Source organism: Streptomyces sp. NPDC001544, assembly GCF_042894285.1.
In the GTDB taxonomy this organism is placed as follows: Bacteria; Actinomycetota; Actinomycetes; order Streptomycetales; family Streptomycetaceae; genus Streptomyces.
Genome location: NZ_JBIAVN010000012.1, coordinates 1 through 16,160 on the forward strand (window position 1 = coordinate 1; position 16,160 = coordinate 16,160).

A 16,160-nucleotide genomic window follows, 5' to 3' on the forward strand; every position below is an offset into this window, starting at 1 on the left:
GCCTCGCCGAAACCGTCCGCTGGTACCGCGACAACCGAACCTGGTGGGAACCACTCAAACACCACACCACGGAGCCCAAGCCTCCACTTGAGTGAGAACTTCACCCCTCACCGATGAACCGGACACTGTCCGTGAAGCCCTCACTCGCCAAGAATTCCGGCCATTGGAGCACCAGCCGACCACGTCAGTGAGGACCTTCTCCGATGAGCCACGCCAGTGCCACCCCTGTCACCCCCCACTCGGCGCGTATCACCGAGGCAGCTCCCGCCCGTCCGCTCCTGGTGGTCACCACCCTCGACCACGCCGCCGGCCGGACCAGGCTGTTCACCTACGGCCTGGAAGCCTCCCCCGCCAGCACCGCCCAGTTCACGTTCTGCGCCGAGGCAGTACCCACGGACACCGCCCAGTTCACCTACTGCGTCCAGACCGCCCCGACCGACACCGCCCAGTTCACCTACTGCGTCCAGACCGCCCCCGCCGAGCCTTCCGGCGCGGAGAGCGCGGCTCAGGTGGACGGCGAGGGTGACGCGGTCGCGGGGTCCTGGATATGACTTCCGGATCGCCACACACCAGGAGATCCGGACCGGCCGCCCTACAGGACGGCTCAACACTCGTGGGCTTCAGGCACCACCTGCGTCCCGCGACCGTCCCCGGCGAGGCGACCTACCTGGTCTCCCGCCGGGGAGTCACCACCCTGCACGGTGCACTCGCCGATGTGCTCGTCCCGCTGCTCGACGGCACCCGGACACTCGCCGAGATCCTGGCCGGCGCCGCGCCCGCGCTGACCGCCGAGGAGGCGCAGGACGGGCTGCGGCTGCTCAGCGAGGCCGGACTGCTCCGCTTCGGCGGCCCCGCTCCGGCGGAGGCCGGCCCGCCGATGACGAGCACCGACCCGGTCGCCGAGGCGTACTGGGACCTGGCCGGCCTGGACGGTGCCCGGGCGGCGGCCGGGCTGGCCCGCTCCCGGCTCCGGGTCCTGCCGCTCACCGGCGTCGACGCCGAACCGGTGCTCGCGGCGGGTCTGGAGTCCGGCATCAACGTGACCGACTCGGACGCCGACCTCACGCTGGTCCTGTGCGACGACTACCTCTCCCCGGAACTGAAGTGGGTCGACGCCGAGCACCGGGCGGCCGGCAAACCGTGGCTGCTCACCCGGCTGTGCGGCTACGAACCCTGGATCGGCCCGTTCTTCCGGCCTGACGAGGGACCCTGCTGGTCGTGCCTGGCCGCCCGGCTGGAGCAGCACCGCGGGTACGAGGGATCGCTCCAGCAGGCCCTCGGCCTCGACCGCCCGCTCACCGGGCCGACCGCCTCGCTGTCCGCGGGACGCGCCATGGCCGCGCAGGGCGCGGTCCTGGAGGCCGCCAAGTGGCTGGCCGGTCTGCGCTACGCCGACCAGGGCTGCGTCCGTACGGTCGACACCCTGAACCTGCGGACCCGCGTCCACGCCGTGTCCCGTATCCCCCAGTGCCCCTCCTGCGGCGATCCCGGGCTGACGGGCCGGCGCGTGCGCGCACCGTTCGTCCCGGTGTCGCGGACCAAGGCCGGGCGCGGCGGTGGTGGCCACCGGGCGCTCACCACCGACCAGTTGCTGGAGCGTTACGGGCATCTGGTGAGTCCGGTCACCGGGATCGTGCCCGTACTCGAACCGTCCCCCGGCGCACCGGAGTTCGCCACCACCTATGTGTCGGGACGCAATCTCGCGATGCGGGAGCGCGGCCCGGCCGGGCTGCGCTCCCTCAGCGGCGGCAAGGGCCTGACCGACAGCGAGGCGCGCGCCAGTGCGCTGTGCGAGGCGGTGGAACGCTACAGCGGTACCCGGCACGGCGACGAACCGGTCGTGGTGGACACCCTGCGTGCCCTCGGCGACCAGGCCGTCCACCCCAACTCCTGCCAGCTGTACGCGGACCGGCAGTTCCGCGAGCGGGACCGCTGGAACCGCTCCGGCTCGCCCTTCCACCACGTACCCGAGCGCTTCGACGAGAACCGCCCGGTGGAGTGGACACCGGTGTGGTCGCTGACCGAGCAGCGCCACCGGCTCCTGCCCACGTCGATGCTCTACTTCCCCTCCGGTGGCCGCTCCTCGCAGGGGCCGTACGCCGACTCCAACGGCAACGCGGCGGGCAGCAGTCCGGAGGACGCCCTGCTGCAGGGTTTCCTGGAGCTGGTGGAGCGGGACGCCGTCGCCCTGTGGTGGTACAACCGCACCCGGCAGCCGGCGATCGACCTGGACTCGTTCGACGAGCCGTACATCGAGCGGCTGCGCGACGGCTACCGGAAGCTGGGCCGTCAGATCTGGGCCCTCGACCTCACCTCGGACCTCGGCATCCCCGCGGTCGTGGCACTGTCCCGGCGTACGGAGGGGCCCACCGAGGACATCGTCTTCGGCTTCGGCGCGCACTTCGACCCCGCGATCGCGCTGCGCCGCGCGCTCACCGAGATGGGGCAGTTGCTGCCCGCCGTGGGCGCCGGCCGGCCCGGCGGCGGCTACGGCATCACGGACCCGCTCCCGGTGCGCTGGTGGCGGCAGGCGACCGTCGCCAACCAGTCGTATCTGGCGCCGGATCCGGCCGCCCGGCCACGAACTCCCGGCGACTGGACCTATGTGGTGCGGGGCGACCTGCTCGACGACGTCAAGGCCATCACCGAACTCGTCGGCGCCAAGGGCCTGGAGCTTCTCGTCCTGGACCAGACCCGGCCGGACGTCGCCATGCCGGTGGTCAAGGTGCTGGTGCCGGGACTTCGGCACTTCTGGGCCCGGTACGCTCCGGGCAGGCTCTTCGACGTACCGGTCGAGCTGGGACGCCTCTCCCGGCCCACACCGTACGACCAGCTGAACCCGATTCCGCTCTTCGTATGACGCCACTGCGCACGGATTGTCGCCCCGACCGCCCCGTTGGGCACTTTGCACCGGTCCACGATCGTGCCCTGTCTAGAATGACGCCGGTTGGATCCGAACCGGAATTCGAGACACGAGGGGGGGTCGGACGAGAGATGGACGGTACCGATCCGAACAGGTCTCCATCGTATTCCGGCCAATCGCAGGTCCGAAGCAGTGTGGCCACCAGAACGGCCCGGGGCATTCTGGTGGCCGCGTTGATCTGCTATCTGGGCATCACCTTCCTCAACATCCTTTCGCTGCGGCTCAGTCCGAACAAGCTGGCCCTCGCCCTGTTCTGCCTGTTCCTGGTGTTCGTGCTCCAACTCGTGCACTCGTCGCCCAGCATCTTCGAGGCACGGATGCGCACCAAGATCCCCTCCCTGGTCGCCCAAGGCGTCCTGTCCTACCTGCCGTTCATGTGGTTCGGGGTGTCCTGGGGTGCCATGGCGGGCTTCTTCGCCGGTTCCCTGCTGCTTCTCCTGCCGGCCAGGGCGGGCTGGACGCTGTACGGACTGACGACGCTCAGCCTGCTCGTCCCCGGCGTGCTGGACCACCGGGGCGTCGTGGACCTGGTGTACATGTGCCAGACCACCGCGCTCACCGGTCTCGTGGTGTACGGCCTGAGCCGCTTGACCTGCCAGGTCGACCAGTTGCACCGGGCCCGCGCCGACATCGCCCGACTGGCCGTCAGCAACGAGCAGTTGCGGTTCTCTAGGGACCTGCACGACCTGCTCGGATACAGCCTCTCGGCGATCACGCTCAAGAACGAACTGATCCACCGTCTCATTCCGACCAACCCGTTCCGGGCCCGCGAGGAGGTCGACGAGGTACTCGTCATCTCCCGCCAGGCACTGGCCGATGTGCGCCGGGTCGCCAGCGGGTACCGGGAGATGTCCCTCACCTCCGAACTCACCTCCGCCGAGTCGGTGCTGGCCGCCGCCGGGGTCTCGGTCACCGTCGACACCCACGACGCCGTCGACCGCCTGGGAGTGGCGACGTCCACCGTGCTGGCCACGGTGCTGCGCGAGGGCGTCACCAATCTGCTGCGGCACTCCAAGGCCTCGTACTGCCGGATCTCCGCGGCGGTCGAGGACGATCTGGTCCGTCTCACGCTCGTCAACGACGGCCTGGTCCTCGGCCACCATGTCCCCTCCCCGCACAGCGGCAGCGGCCTGGGCAACCTGGAGCGGCGGCTGGCAGACATCGGAGGCCGGCTGATCGTGCGGCGCTTGCCTGACGGTTCCGACGTGGACGTCTTCCGGATCACCGCCGAGGTGCCGGTACGGGAGGCCGGAACCGGCGATCCGCGCACCGGCGGGAGCCCGGAGGGCGAGCAGCCGTACGGCCGTGCCGACCACGTGGCATGAGCAACCTTGGCCTGAACCAGTCCTGTTGACGAAACCCCGACGGCGGATGCGCTTGGGTAGGATCCAGACACTTTCAGGTATGCGGGGGGAACGGGGGAAGCGGCGATGATACGGATCCTCCTGGCCGAGGACATGCACATGGTCCGTGGCGCACTGGTGGCGCTGCTCAATCTGGAGGACGACCTGAAAGTGATCGCCGAGCTCGAGCGCGGCGACCAGATACTGAGCGCGGCGCGCGAACACCGGCCGGACGTGGCCATCATCGACATCGACCTGCCCGGCCTGGACGGACTCAGCGCGGCCGAACTCCTGCACGACCGCGTCCCCGACTGCCGGACCCTGATCCTCACCAGCCTCGGCCGCCCGGGCACACTGCGCCGGGCGATGTCCGCGCACGTCAGCGGTTTCCTCCTCAAGGACGCCCCGCCCAGCGATCTCGCCCAGGCCGTGCGCCGGGTCGTCGCAGGCCAGCGGGTGATCGACCCCCAGCTCGCCCTGGCGGCCTGGGGCGGCAGCGAGAGCCCGCTGACCACCCGTGAGACCGAGGTGCTGCAACTGGCCGCGCAGGGCACGGAACCACAGGAGATCGCCGAACAGCTCCGTCTCTCGGTCGGCACGGTGCGCAACTACCTCACCACCGCCGTGACGAAGCTCAACGGGCGCAACCGGGTCGACGCGATCCGCATCGCCCGCGAGTCGGGCTGGCTGCTGTGACCGTCCCCGGCTCCCGCCCCCGCCGTCGACGCGGTCAGCCCGCGGCCACCGTCATCCCGGCCCCCGCCAGATAGCCGAGGATCGCCAGGGTCAACTCGGCGGGCAGCGGCAGCGATTCGACCATCGCGTCCGGTGTCATGGGCCAGGCCAGCAGCGACACCACCCACATCGCCTCGGGGCGGTGGATCTCCACCCGGTGTTCCTGGCTGCGGCACTGCACCAGGAACCCGTCGCCGCGCACGGTGATCGTCACGGTGGGCCGCAGCCGCACCCTGCGCTGCGCCGACAGCCGGACGAGTGAGAAGCTGGCGGTTCGGCCCACCGGCACCACCGACAGCACCGGCCCCTTGAAATCCTCCAGGGACAGCGTCCTGATCACCACGTGGGAGATCCCGCGAAGCACCGACAGGACCACCGTGTAGGTGTCGTGCCCGGCTGCCGTCGCCCCGTCGGGCTGCTCCAGGTTGGCCAGCAGCACCGGACCGAGTTCCATCCGGCGCAGCGCCTCGGCCACCGCGGGCGCGGGATCCTCGACCCGCTCCGTTCCCTGCGGACCGCTGAGCACCAGCGTCCGGCCTTCCTCGTCCCACCCGACCGCCGTGTCCTCCAGCAGGGACCACAGGTGATGCACGCGCAGGGGGGAGTCTTCCGTGGCTGGAATCACGGTCAACCTACCTCCTCGGGCTGTCGGAGCCGGCAGGAAGTGCGGCTCCGCCTGCCGACCCGCTGGCGAACCTTCAGTATGGAAGCGTTTGCCGCGTCCCGGCAGCGAGCGGATCACACCGGAGGCATGAGAAAATCATGGGTCGTCGACCGTCCGACGACCGGTCACGGGTGCGTGACCACCGGGGCACCTGCCGTCCCGGTCTCCGGTCCCCCTGGCGTAGCACGCGAGGCGATCGGCGAACGCGCCGACGAGGTCGCGGAGTTCACCGGGGCGCTCGACGACGAACGGCCGGTCGAGTGAGGCGAGTACCGGAGGCAGCCAGTCGAGCCGCTCCACCCGTAGCTCGACGCGCCGCCAGCGCTCGACCGCCCGGTCCTCGCCGGCCGCGGACCCGTACTCCTCCAGGCTCGCGACGCCGGCGGGAAGGCGGGCCCGGATCTGCTCGACCGTCCCGTGGATCCGCACGATCACCTCGTGCCGGTACTCGGCCGTGGCGAACCCCGACAGCACACGCTGTGCGGGACCGGGACCCACGGGCGCTTCGAAAGAGCCGGGCAGGGTCCGCGCGTCCGCGATGCGATCGAGCCGGAAGGTCCGGTCCTCGCCGACCCGGGCGTCCTCGCCCGTGACGTACCACCGGCCCGCATGGGCGACGATCCCGTACGCGTGCAGCGTGCGCTCGCTGCGCCGTCCGTCGCGGTCCGTGTACCTGATCGAGACCGGTCGGCGGTGGCGCACCGCATCGGCCATGGTGAGCAGGACCCCGGCGTCCGGGGTGTCGAACTCACCCGGCTGATCCGTGAAGGTGAGAGCCTCCAGGAGCGTGTCGAGCCGATGGGCGACGCGCTTGGGCAGTACGCGGCGGATCTTCGCCGACGCCGTCTCGCTCGCCGTGTGTCCCGCTGCCCTCAGCCCTGCCCGGCGGCCGGCGACCAGGCCGAGCAGCACGGCCAGCGCCTCGTCGTCGCTGAGCATGAGCGGGGGCAGGCGGTGTCCGGGAGCGAGGCGGTACCCGCCGTAGCGGCCGCGCACCGACTCCACGGGGACGTCGAGGTCGATCAGTTGGTCGACGTACCGCCGCACGGTGCGCCCGTCGACGCCGAGGCGATCGGCGAGTTCGGCCACCGTCCGGGTGCCGCCCGACTGCAACAGCTCCAGGAGCGTCAGCACGCGGCCGGTGGATCGAGGCATGTTCACAGCCTAATGCGGATACAGGACCGATTCTGTCCGGTATTTCTCCTAGCCTGCGGAGCGCACGACTCCAGCTCGGTCAAGGAGACCCTTATGAACTTCGTGTCGATCCGCATCATCACCGGCGACGTGGCAGGCCTCGTCGAGTTCTACGAGCGCGCCACAGGGGTGCGGGCGATGTGGGCCACCGAGGACTTCGCCGAACTCAGGACCCCTGATGCCACCCTCGCGATCGCCGGCACCCGCACCGTCCCGATGTTCGCCCCGGGCTCCGCCCGCCCGGCGGACAACCACAGTGTGATCACCGAGTTCCTCGTCGACGACGTGGACCGCGTACACCGGGACCTGACCGGCTTCGTCACCGACTTCGTCAGCGGTCCCACCACGATGCCCTGGGGCAACCGCTCACTGCTGTTCCGCGACCCCGACGGCAACCTCGTCAACTTCTTCACCCCGGTCACGTCGGCGGCCAAGGAGAAGTTCGCCCGTTGACAGGGCCGGACAGCCGTCCTCGGCAGGAAGGCCGCTCTGGGCGGCGCCGGCTGGTCGGTGCATCCGCAGCAAGGGCCGACATCCCGAGCGCCTGGCTTGATTCGCACTACGTCGCCTGCGTCGGGGACGGTGGACGGAGCGCCCGACGACCCCGTTCCGCCCTCCCCAGCTGCGATGTGGGAAAGGCGTGCGATCCGGCGTGCCGGCCTCGGCGCCGGACCGCTCGTCCGCCTTCCCCGAACTGACGCGAAATCATCCGTCCCGAAAAAGGGACCTCCCCATTAATGCACATACCAAACATATTGATGAGAGTGAAGGGTGACGCTACGCTCGCAGAACCGTTACCGCTTGCATACGTCCGTGACCGGAATGTCAGGAAGACGGAGCGAGGGAAGAAAGTCGGCGTAGCGTCGGCTTGAATTTCGGCGGGTCGACTCGCGCGGGGGAAGAATTGGATACACGGCATCTCGAGGCATTCCTAAGCGCCGTGGACGCGGGAAGTGTGACACGGGCGGCGAGCACGCTCCAAGTGACCCAGCCCACGGTGACCAATCGCATCAAGGCATTGGAGCGGTCGCTCGGTCTGATCCTGCTGGAGCGCCTGCCCGGCGGTGTCCGGCCGACGAGAGCCGGTCGCTCCATCCTCGAACAGGCCCGCGAGATCGTGCGGCTCAGCGGTCGTGTCCGGCGTATCGCGGACGCCTCTCTCACGCCGCAGGGGAAATTCTGCGTCGGTGCGCCGGAAAGCCTCATCAACCACCGACTGCTCCCGCTCATCGAGTACTTACTCCTGCGTTATCCCGACATGGACGTGTCGCTGCGGCTGTCCACCCCTCAAGAAGCACTCGCCATGCTGCGCGACGGGCAGCTGGACTGCGTGTTCATGATAGGAAACGCGGCGTCGGACGAGGATCTGGAGCACTGCGACCTCTGCCCCGAGCCGTTCGCCCTGGTGGCCGGAGGACGCCCGACTCCCGGGGAGGCTGTGTCGTCGATACTCGTCACCGCCGACCTCGACGTCCGTCACTGCGACGGACTCCTGACCGAGGTCCAGTCGACCCTTCGGGCGGGGCGGACCCTGAAACTCGATTCCATCACCGCGGTGAAGCGCATGGCCGAGGGCGGCATAGGCGTGGGACTGCTTCCCGAGGTCACCGTGGCCGAGGACATCGCCGACGGCCGGCTCCGCCGGATCGTGGACTGGCGACCCGCCACCCCCACCTACACGCAGGCGCTGTGGCGGCGCGGCGACGTCGGACACCCGACCCTCGACGCCGTGCTGAAGGCCGCCTCCGACGTGGTCGGCGCGGGCTGAACGGGCCCCGGGCCCGCTGCTGGAGCCACGGGGCCCGTCGGCCGATCAGGCGGCGTCCGTGAGGAGTTGGGCGAGCAGCCGCCGGTGGTCGGTCTTGCCGTGCTGGTTGACGGGGAGGCTTCCCACGATGCGCACCACGCCAGGTGCCATGTATGCGGGCATCGCGTCCAGGCAGAACGCACGCAGATCGCTCTCGGCCATAGGCGCCGCACCGTCGACCAGCACGACGAACGCGCTCAACTCGGCGTCACCGTCGGGCCCTTCGTGCACCACGACGGCCGCCTCGCAGACCTCGGGGTGGGCCAGCAGCCGTCGCTGCACCTCGGCCGGCTCCACCCGGTTGCCGCGGATCTGCACCTGGGAGTCCCGCCGCCCGCAGAAACGCAGTGCACCCTCGGCGTCCCGGTAGGCCAGATCACCGGTCCGCAGCAGGCGCTGCCCGGAGCGGGGCTCCAGCGGGTCGGTGACGAGGACGGCGTCCGTGGCCTCGGCGTCTCCCCAGTATCCGGTCATCAGGGCGGGGCTGCGCAGGTACATCTCACCGACGACGCCCTCCTCGCGCACGGGTGACCCCTCGGCGTCCAGCAGGAGGATGTCGGTGCCCCGGTGTCCGTTGCCGATCGACAGATGCGTGACGTCGTCGGGCAGCGGGTCGGGGACGACGGCGAAACTGGCCGCCATGGATTCCGTCGCCCCATAGCAGTTGATCAGGCGGATGCCGGGCCGCAGGCGTTGGAGGCGGCGCAGTTCGCCCGGCGGGAACTCCTCCCCGCAGAAGAGCACTCCGCGCAGCTCGGGCAGGTCGGCCAGCTGGTCGGGGATGTGGCGCAGCACCTGCCGCCAGATGGACGGCACACCGTTGACGTGGGTGGCCCGGGTGACGCGCAGCACCTTCAGGAACCTCGTCGGCCAGCGCAGCAGGGCCCGCGGGACGGGCGCCACCGCCGCTCCGCTGCCCAGCGCCATGCCGATGTCCAGCAGCGAGAAGTCGAACTGGAGCGGGGAGGTCGACGCCACCCGGTCGCCCACCGACACGAACTCCTCGGCGATCATTCCCCGGTAGAAGGCGACCACGGACCGGTGGCTCATCACCACGCCCTTGGGCCGGCCCGTGGTGCCCGACGTGAAGATGATGTAGGCGGTGTCGCTCGGTGTCACGGCGTGCCGCAGCCGCTCGCGGCGCACCGGCGGGCGCGGCACCTCGATGCCGCCCCCGCCGAACCGGCCGTGCCCCACCGCATCCCCCGGTCCACCGTCGCCGGTCAGGCACAACGCGGGCTCGGCCAGCCGCTCGATCGTCTCCCGTCGTTCGGCCGGTGTCTCCGGGCTGACCGGGACGAAGGGCAGGCCGCGCGACGAACACGCCAGCACCAGGGCGACGGACTCCGCGGAAGTGTCCGAAACGATCATGACGCGGTCGCCTGTCTGCAGACCGAAGCGGTCCAGTTCGGCGGCATACCGCTCGGCGGCCTCACGCAGGCCGCGGAAGGTCGTCACCCGTTGCTCGCCGTCCGCGTACTCCACCACGGCGGGATGGTCGGGGTGTGTGGCCGCGGCGGCCAGGAGGAACTCGTCGAGGCGTTCGTCGGGCCGGTGGGTCACCGCGGGTGCGGGAGTCGCTGGCATGGTCTCTCCAGGTCAACGCAGGTCGTCGGCCGCGGCCGGGGCGGGCGGTACGGGTGTGGCGATGTGCGGCTCCCCGGTGACGAGCACCAGCGGGGAACCGGGGGTGGCGATCAGATGCCGTACGGCGCCGACGACCAGGACGTGGTCGACGGCGGTGAAGGTCTCCGCGACGTCGCAGGTCATCACGACGGCGGCGTCGTGCAGGACCGGGACGCCCCCGCGCACGGCGTGCGGCGTGTCCCGGAAGCGCTGTGCGGGGGTGCCGGTGGCGAAGCGCCGGACCAGCGGTTGCTGCGTGTGGGACAGCACGTTGACGGCGAAGCGGCCGGCGCCGAGCAGGTCGTCCAGGGTGCGTCCGCCGGCGCCGAAGGCCAGCAGCACACTCGGCGGCGCCACGGACAGCGACATCAGCGAGGTCGTGGTGCACCCCACCGGCCCGTTCGGTCCCAGGGCGGTGGTGACCGCGACGCACTTCGCCATCCCCCTCATCGCCGCCCGGAAGAGCGCTTCGTCCACCTCCGCCTCGACCGGCGGGGCCACCTGGGGAGTCGTGGTCTCAACCCCGAGCACGGCTCACCTCCATGCCGGTCGACAGTCCGGCGAGGGTGTCGAGCGCCCGCTCGACCACACCGGTGCGGGGGCGTCCGCGCCGGGCGGAGTCCGCGGCGAAACGCAGGGCCTTGGGCAGCTGCGTCCAGGCGTCGGCCAGATCCGGGTCGGGGTTCGGCCCCAGGCGGTGGAGCTGGTGCCGGGACGCCGCCCACAGGTCGTCGGCGTGCCGCTCCAGCAGACCCCCGTCGGAGGTGAGGCGGTCCCGCAGGTACGCGAACACCTCCCGCGGCTCGCGCAGCCAGGTGCCCGGCCACCGCGCCGGGGAGCCGGCCGGAGGAGGGGTGGTCCGGCGCAGCCAGCGATAGGCATCCGACGGGCCGATGTCCACCGGTTCGCCCAGGGCGTGCACGTCCCGGTTGCGGACGGCCGGGTCGAGCCGCCCCACCGGCGTCAGGGCCCGGCGCAGCGAGCCGTCGTCGAGCACTCCGCCGTAGGGCAGTTGCTCGCCACCGGGCATCAGGGCGTGGAACGGGTCGGCCACGAGCCACCCCTCCGCGTCGTGGGCCCGCAGCAGGAACCAGTGGGGGACGGCCCGCACCCCGTGGTGCGGCGACCAGGGCAGGTGGAAGGCGTTGCCCACCACGATCACCTGCCCCTCCTCGGCGAGCAGGCCGGCGAGCACCGCACGGGCCGATACCCAGTCCCGACAGTGGTCGTGCACCAGGGTCCCGTCGTCGATGCGGTCGTGGTGGGAGAAGGCGAGCGCGCCGTCCGGTTCGTCGGTGCGCACCCACAGGTGCACCGCCGCCGCCAGTCGGTCGGCCGCGGTGCCTCCCAGGTACTCCACCAGCGTGGTGGAGTAGCAGGACAGGGCAGGTGTCATGGTGTCGCCTCCCAGGCACAGGCCACGGGTACGTCGATGAGGTCTCGCACCTTGCGCCAGCGCAGTGCGCGCCAGTCACCGCGGTCGAGATGCGGGGGCACGTCGATGCTCCAGGGACGCCCCCCGATGCCGGTGCCGTCGGTCTTCACGCAGGCCTCCTGGACCGTCCAGATCTCCGTGAAGGCGGTGAGTCGCAGGGGCGCCGGCATGCGGTACAGGTGGTTCGTGTACGGAGCGGCACACCGCCGGACCATCGAGCGGCCGACGTGCCGCGGCGGCACCTGCACGTCGACCCCGACGCGGCGGCCGGGCGCGACGGCCACGACGGTGTGCTCCCCGTCGTGGGAGATGCTGATGCCGGGACGGAACCGGCCCGCCAGGACGGGTTTGCCGTTGTGGCCGGCCACGATCGGCTCGTCGGCGGCGTCGGGTGCCACCTCGGCGAGCAGCCCGCGCAGGAGCGCACGCCCCTGAAGGATCTGGCGCGCGCGCCAGGCGGGCCGGCCGCGTGCCGCGGCGAGGTCGGCGGGGGCGAGGCGGCCGGTGGACGCCTCGCCGGTGGCCACCCACACTCCCGGGTCGGTCTCCAGGAGTCTCATGGCAGCTCCCCGGGGCCGCTCTCGGGAGCCGTCTCGGCCACGATGCCCAGAACGACTTCGGTCGTGCCGCCGCCGATCCCGAACAGGGCCCCCTGCGCCCGCAGGTGCTGCGGACCGCCGGTACGGAAACCGTGCGCGCCCTGGAGGTGGGCGCACACGTCGAGGACCTGCTCGACGGTCTCGGCGGCGCTGGCCTTGAGCAGTGCGGCGGCCGAGGTGTCGCGGCGGACGGCGACCGCCTCGGTGAGGCTCTCGGTCAGGGCGCGGTGCTGACGGGAACGCAGCAGTGCGCCCGCCCAGCGCCGGCGTATGCCCTCCCGCTCCCACAGGACCCCGCCGCCGTGGCGGCGCCGCCCCAGGTAGCGGGCGGTGTCGTGCAGCGTCCGCTCGCACAGCGCGACCGCCCAAAGGGCCCCGGCCAGCCGCTCGGTGGCGATGTGGGCCGCGAAGGCGCTCAGTCCCCGGCCGGTACCGCCCACGACGTGGTCGCGGGTCAGCCGGACGCCGTCGAAGGTGAGGTGACCGGTCCCGGAGCCGTCGAACAGCTCCGTCTCGGCCGGGTCCGCGCGTACGCCGGGCGCGTCGGCCGGTACGAGCACCCAGGTGAAGTTGGTGAAGTGGGGGCCCGGCCGGTGGCGGGCGAGGACGAGGGCGGCACCGCAGGTCGTCGCGTTGGTGATCCAGCGCTTGGTGCCGTCGAGCCGGATGTGGTCCCCGTCGAAGGAGACGCTGGTGCCCAGTGCCGCCAGGTCGCAGCCGGAGTCCTCGTCGGTGGCGGCGAGGGCCACCACGGTGCGGCCGTCGAGGGTGTCGGCGAGCGTCCGGGCGGCCGGGCCGGTCCCCCCGGCCAGCAACGGCAGGCAGGTGGCCAGCGGGACGGTCACGGCCAGCGTCGAGCCGACGCCGAAGCGGCGGTCGACGTCCGTCAGCAGCGCGCCCAGCGCGACCGCGTCGACGCCCCGGCGCGGAACGCCGCCGCGGTAGACCCCGGCCAGCCGGTTCTCCGCGCCGAGAACGCGCCAGATGTCGGCGCCGCTCGCGTCGGCGGGCAGTGTGCCGAGCCGGGGGCCGGCCGTGGTGACGGGCTCCCGCACCGCGAAGACGCTCATGCCACTGCCCTGTGGTCACCCTCCGCGGCGCCGGCCCGCCGCACCGCGGCCCACAGACTGCCGGCGGTGGCGAAGGTGGTGTCGTTGAGGTCCTCGTCCGGAAGGGAGACCCCGAGCCCGTCCTCGATGGCGAAGAGCAGGTCGATGGCCTTCATGGAGTTCATCCCCAGGTCGTGCAGGCGGCTGTCCTCGGTGAGGGGGCGGTCCCCGAGGTTGGGGAGGAAGGGCGTCAGCAGGTCTATGAAGGGCTGGTTCACGGCTTCTCCGTCGCGTGGATGGTGGTGAGGGTCTGCGGGGTCGAGGTCAGGGTCGGTGGGGCCGTACGGCGAACACCTCGCGGTCTGCGGTGAGCAGGGACGCCAGTTCGGGCAGCAGGGCTCCGGGGACCGGCCTGCCCCGTTCGGCGCGCCGCTGGGCGATGAACGCGGTCGCGGTGAGCTGGTCCCAGCGGCGCAGGTGGTCCTGCGCGTCCAGCCGCTCGCCGAGGTGCTCGCGGTAGGCGGCGTGCAGGTGCCGGGCCCGCGACAGCAGCCAGGTCTCCGCGGTCAGCCGGCGCAGGGCGGCGAGCCGGTCGGGGTGGGCGGTGTAGGCCTCGACGTATGCCGCGGGATCGTCCAGGCACAGCTCCGGCCGGGGCGCGTGGTACTCGGGCACGGGCGACAGGGTGCACGCGAAGGAGGCGGTGGGCAGGCGCTCCCAGGGGAACGTCCACCGGCCGGGCCGGGCCGGCCCCCAGGCCGTCTCGTTGTCGTACGCGTCCTCGACCTCGGCTCCGTCCCGGTGCGCGCCGACCAGGAAGCCGTGCTCCATGCGTGCCCGGCCCGCGTAGGGCAGCCACGGCATGTCGTAGGAGTCGGCCACGGCGTAGACCACCGACGCCCGTTCGGCCATGGCACGCAGCCCGTCCGCGGGGACGCGGTGGGCGACGGCGTCCGGCCGCAGGCCCACGAGAGCGGCTCCGTCGCGCAGGTGCTCCTGCGGTGAGGGGTCCACCGTGGGCAGACCGTCGGGGCCGGGCTCCGGCCGGAAGCGCAGGCGCGCCCCGAGCGCGAGGTGCCGACCGGGCCCGTGCCGACGGTCCGCGAGGACGGCCAGGTTGACCTGTACGCAGTCGAGGATCGCGGTCCGCACGGAGGGGGCCGCGGTGGCCGTCACCGGTGGGTCTCCACCCGCGTCAGCCCGGCCACCGCGCGGGCGAGCGCCTCGTCGGGCGGGGACTGGTCCTCGACCCCTCCGTCGAGGAAGTGCTCGTACGCCCCGAGGTCCAGGTAGCCGTGGCCGCTGACGCACACCAGGACCCCGCCGGTGGCGTCGGGCGAGGCGGCGAGGCGTGCGGCGGCCGCCAGGGCGTGGCCGGACTCGGGCGCCGGCAGGACGCTCTCGTGGCGGGCGAGCAGCCGGCCCGCGTCCAGGGCGTCCGCCTGGCTGACCGCCATGGCGTCGATGTCGCCGCTGTGCCGCATCGCGGAGACGAGCTTCGCCGCGCCGTGGAAACGCAGGCCCGCGGTGTGCGCGTCGGGGATCTGGTAGTCGCTGCCGATGGTGTACATGGCCTCCATCGGGCCGCTGCCGGTGGCGTCGGTCTTGTCGTAGGCGTAGACACCGCGTGTCAGCTTCGGTGTGCTGCTGGACTCGGCGGCGACCAGGCGGGGTCCCTCCCTGCCGGCCGCCCGGGCGCTGGCGTGGAAGGGCAGCGCGATGCCGCCGAAGTTGGATCCGGCGCCCACGCAGCCGACGACCGCGCCGATCTCGGCGTCCAGCTCCGCGAGTTGCTCCTCCGCCTCCAGGCCGATCACGGACTGGTGCAGGATGCTGTACGTCTCTCCGCTGCCGATGCAGAAGGCCACCTGGTCGTGTTCGGCGGCGTACTCGACCGCCTCGCCGATGGCGAGCGAGAGGCTGTTGCCGGCGGCCAGGTCCTCCTTGGCGGAGACCTTGGTCATGCCGCTGGGGCTGGCGTGCACCTCGGCGCCCAGCATGCGCATCAGGACCCCCCGGTACGGTTTGCGCCGCAGGCTGGACTCGACCATGAAGACCCGGCAGCGCAGTCCGAACAGGGCGCACGCCGCGGCCATGGCGGTGCCCCACTGGCCCGCGCCGGTGCCCGTGACCAGCTCCTTCACACCGGCCTTCCGGTAGTAGTAGGCCTGCGCGAGCGCCGTGTTGAGCTTGTGGCTGCCCGAGATGTTGACGCCCTCGTTCTTGACGTAGACGGGGACCCGGGCGCCGACGGCCTCCTCGAAGCCGCGAGCGCGCCACAGCGGGGTCGGACGGTACTGCCGGTACCGTTCGACGACCGGGGCCGGGATGTCCCAGTACTCACGGACGGAGACACTGTGCCGGATCAGCTCGGTCGGGATGTTGATCTTTATTTCGCCCGCCCCGTCACCGGGGCGGGGCGGGGTGCGGTCCGGCGGCAGGGGCTCGGACAGGTGGGGCAGGACACTGCGCCAGCGGGTGGGGACTTCGTTCGTCACCGCCGCACCTCCGCGGCCGTCACGACGTCGATCAGGTCCCGGACGGTGCGGAAGCTGCGCCCCACGAAGAGGTCGTCGGGGAGGTTGACGTCGAGCTCGTCCTCGATCCGCACGAGCATGCCGACGAACCCGAGGGAGTTCACGTTCAGCAACTCCCCGACGAGCGGTTCGTCGTCGGCGACGCTGTCGGGCGGGAGGGACAGCCGTGACTCGGCGATGACCACCTTCTTGACGACGGTGGCGACGGCGTCCCGGTCGAGGGACAGTTCCTGGGGCATGGCACGCCT

Annotated in this window: 17 protein-coding genes; 6 read left to right on the forward strand and 11 right to left on the reverse strand. The window is 71.8% G+C overall.

Annotated features, from left to right (window positions below; genetic code table 11):
- Positions 1-203: 203 nt before the first annotated feature.
- From ACFY0F_RS26825 to ACFY0F_RS26840, 4 genes are all read left to right on the forward strand, one after another.
- The gene (locus ACFY0F_RS26825) at positions 204-551 is read left to right on the forward strand and encodes a hypothetical protein (RefSeq protein ID WP_388799282.1); all 348 of its coding nucleotides are present in this window, start codon (positions 204-206) and stop codon (positions 549-551) included.
- Entirely contained in the window at positions 548-2,860 is a 2,313-nt protein-coding gene (locus ACFY0F_RS26830; RefSeq protein ID WP_388799285.1) for a TOMM precursor leader peptide-binding protein, read from the forward strand. Before ACFY0F_RS26825 ends, ACFY0F_RS26830 begins: the two co-directional genes overlap by 4 nt.
- 197 nt (positions 2,861-3,057) lie before the next feature.
- The gene (locus ACFY0F_RS26835) at positions 3,058-4,248 is read left to right on the forward strand and encodes a sensor histidine kinase (protein WP_388799288.1); all 1,191 of its coding nucleotides are present in this window, start codon (positions 3,058-3,060) and stop codon (positions 4,246-4,248) included.
- 105 nt (positions 4,249-4,353) lie between these two features.
- On the forward strand, positions 4,354-4,962 hold the full coding sequence (locus ACFY0F_RS26840; protein ID WP_388799291.1) for a response regulator transcription factor: 609 nt from the start codon (positions 4,354-4,356) through the stop codon (positions 4,960-4,962).
- 34 nt (positions 4,963-4,996) lie between these two features.
- Here ACFY0F_RS26840 and ACFY0F_RS26845 read toward each other — a convergent pair whose 3' ends face one another.
- A complete protein-coding gene (locus ACFY0F_RS26845) occupies positions 4,997-5,632 on the reverse strand; it encodes an NADH oxidase (RefSeq protein ID WP_388799294.1) in 636 nt (211 codons plus the stop codon).
- A 129-nt stretch (positions 5,633-5,761) separates the two neighbouring features.
- Positions 5,762-6,820, reverse strand: a complete 1,059-nt coding sequence (locus tag ACFY0F_RS26850; protein WP_388799296.1) for a helix-turn-helix transcriptional regulator — start codon at positions 6,818-6,820, stop codon at positions 5,762-5,764.
- A 93-nt stretch (positions 6,821-6,913) separates the two neighbouring features.
- Between ACFY0F_RS26850 and ACFY0F_RS26855 the strand changes: the two genes are divergently transcribed.
- Together ACFY0F_RS26855 and ACFY0F_RS26860 are read left to right on the forward strand one after the other, a co-directional pair.
- Positions 6,914-7,312 (forward strand): VOC family protein, encoded by a 399-nt coding sequence (locus ACFY0F_RS26855; protein ID WP_388799299.1) that lies wholly within the window; start codon positions 6,914-6,916, stop codon positions 7,310-7,312.
- A gap of 451 nt (positions 7,313-7,763) precedes the next feature.
- Positions 7,764-8,627 carry a LysR family transcriptional regulator gene (locus tag ACFY0F_RS26860; protein ID WP_388799302.1) on the forward strand — a complete coding sequence of 288 codons (864 nt, stop codon included), beginning with the start codon at positions 7,764-7,766 and terminating at the stop codon, positions 8,625-8,627.
- Between the two features lie 45 nt (positions 8,628-8,672).
- On the opposite strand, the gene ACFY0F_RS26865 is transcribed toward ACFY0F_RS26860, so the two are convergent.
- From ACFY0F_RS26865 to ACFY0F_RS26905, 9 genes are read right to left on the reverse strand one after another with little or no spacing between them, the layout of a single operon-like run.
- A complete protein-coding gene (locus ACFY0F_RS26865) occupies positions 8,673-10,253 on the reverse strand; it encodes an AMP-binding protein (RefSeq protein ID WP_388799305.1) in 1,581 nt (526 codons plus the stop codon).
- A gap of 12 nt (positions 10,254-10,265) precedes the next feature.
- Positions 10,266-10,823: a flavin reductase family protein gene (locus ACFY0F_RS26870; RefSeq protein ID WP_388799308.1), complete on the reverse strand. Its 558-nt coding sequence runs from the start codon at positions 10,821-10,823 to the stop codon at positions 10,266-10,268.
- The gene (locus ACFY0F_RS26875; RefSeq protein ID WP_388799311.1) at positions 10,810-11,688 is read right to left on the reverse strand and encodes a hypothetical protein; all 879 of its coding nucleotides are present in this window, start codon (positions 11,686-11,688) and stop codon (positions 10,810-10,812) included. Before ACFY0F_RS26875 ends, ACFY0F_RS26870 begins: the two co-directional genes overlap by 14 nt.
- Positions 11,685-12,287: a 4'-phosphopantetheinyl transferase family protein gene (locus ACFY0F_RS26880; protein ID WP_388799315.1), complete on the reverse strand. Its 603-nt coding sequence runs from the start codon at positions 12,285-12,287 to the stop codon at positions 11,685-11,687. Before ACFY0F_RS26880 ends, ACFY0F_RS26875 begins: the two co-directional genes overlap by 4 nt.
- Positions 12,284-13,396 (reverse strand): acyl-CoA dehydrogenase family protein, encoded by a 1,113-nt coding sequence (locus ACFY0F_RS26885; protein WP_388799318.1) that lies wholly within the window; start codon positions 13,394-13,396, stop codon positions 12,284-12,286. Before ACFY0F_RS26885 ends, ACFY0F_RS26880 begins: the two co-directional genes overlap by 4 nt.
- A complete protein-coding gene (locus ACFY0F_RS26890; RefSeq protein WP_388799321.1) occupies positions 13,393-13,653 on the reverse strand; it encodes an acyl carrier protein in 261 nt (86 codons plus the stop codon). The genes ACFY0F_RS26885 and ACFY0F_RS26890 overlap by 4 nt, the downstream gene beginning before the upstream one ends.
- Positions 13,654-13,699: 46 nt before the next feature.
- Complete coding sequence (locus ACFY0F_RS26895) at positions 13,700-14,551, reverse strand: hypothetical protein (RefSeq protein ID WP_388799324.1); 852 nt, start codon at positions 14,549-14,551, stop codon at positions 13,700-13,702.
- A complete protein-coding gene (locus tag ACFY0F_RS26900) occupies positions 14,548-15,873 on the reverse strand; it encodes a TrpB-like pyridoxal phosphate-dependent enzyme (RefSeq protein WP_388799327.1) in 1,326 nt (441 codons plus the stop codon). Before ACFY0F_RS26900 ends, ACFY0F_RS26895 begins: the two co-directional genes overlap by 4 nt.
- Positions 15,870-16,151, reverse strand: coding sequence for an acyl carrier protein (locus ACFY0F_RS26905; protein WP_388799330.1), 282 nt, complete (start codon positions 16,149-16,151; stop codon positions 15,870-15,872). The genes ACFY0F_RS26900 and ACFY0F_RS26905 overlap by 4 nt, the downstream gene beginning before the upstream one ends.
- Between the last annotated feature and the right edge of the window lie 9 nt (positions 16,152-16,160).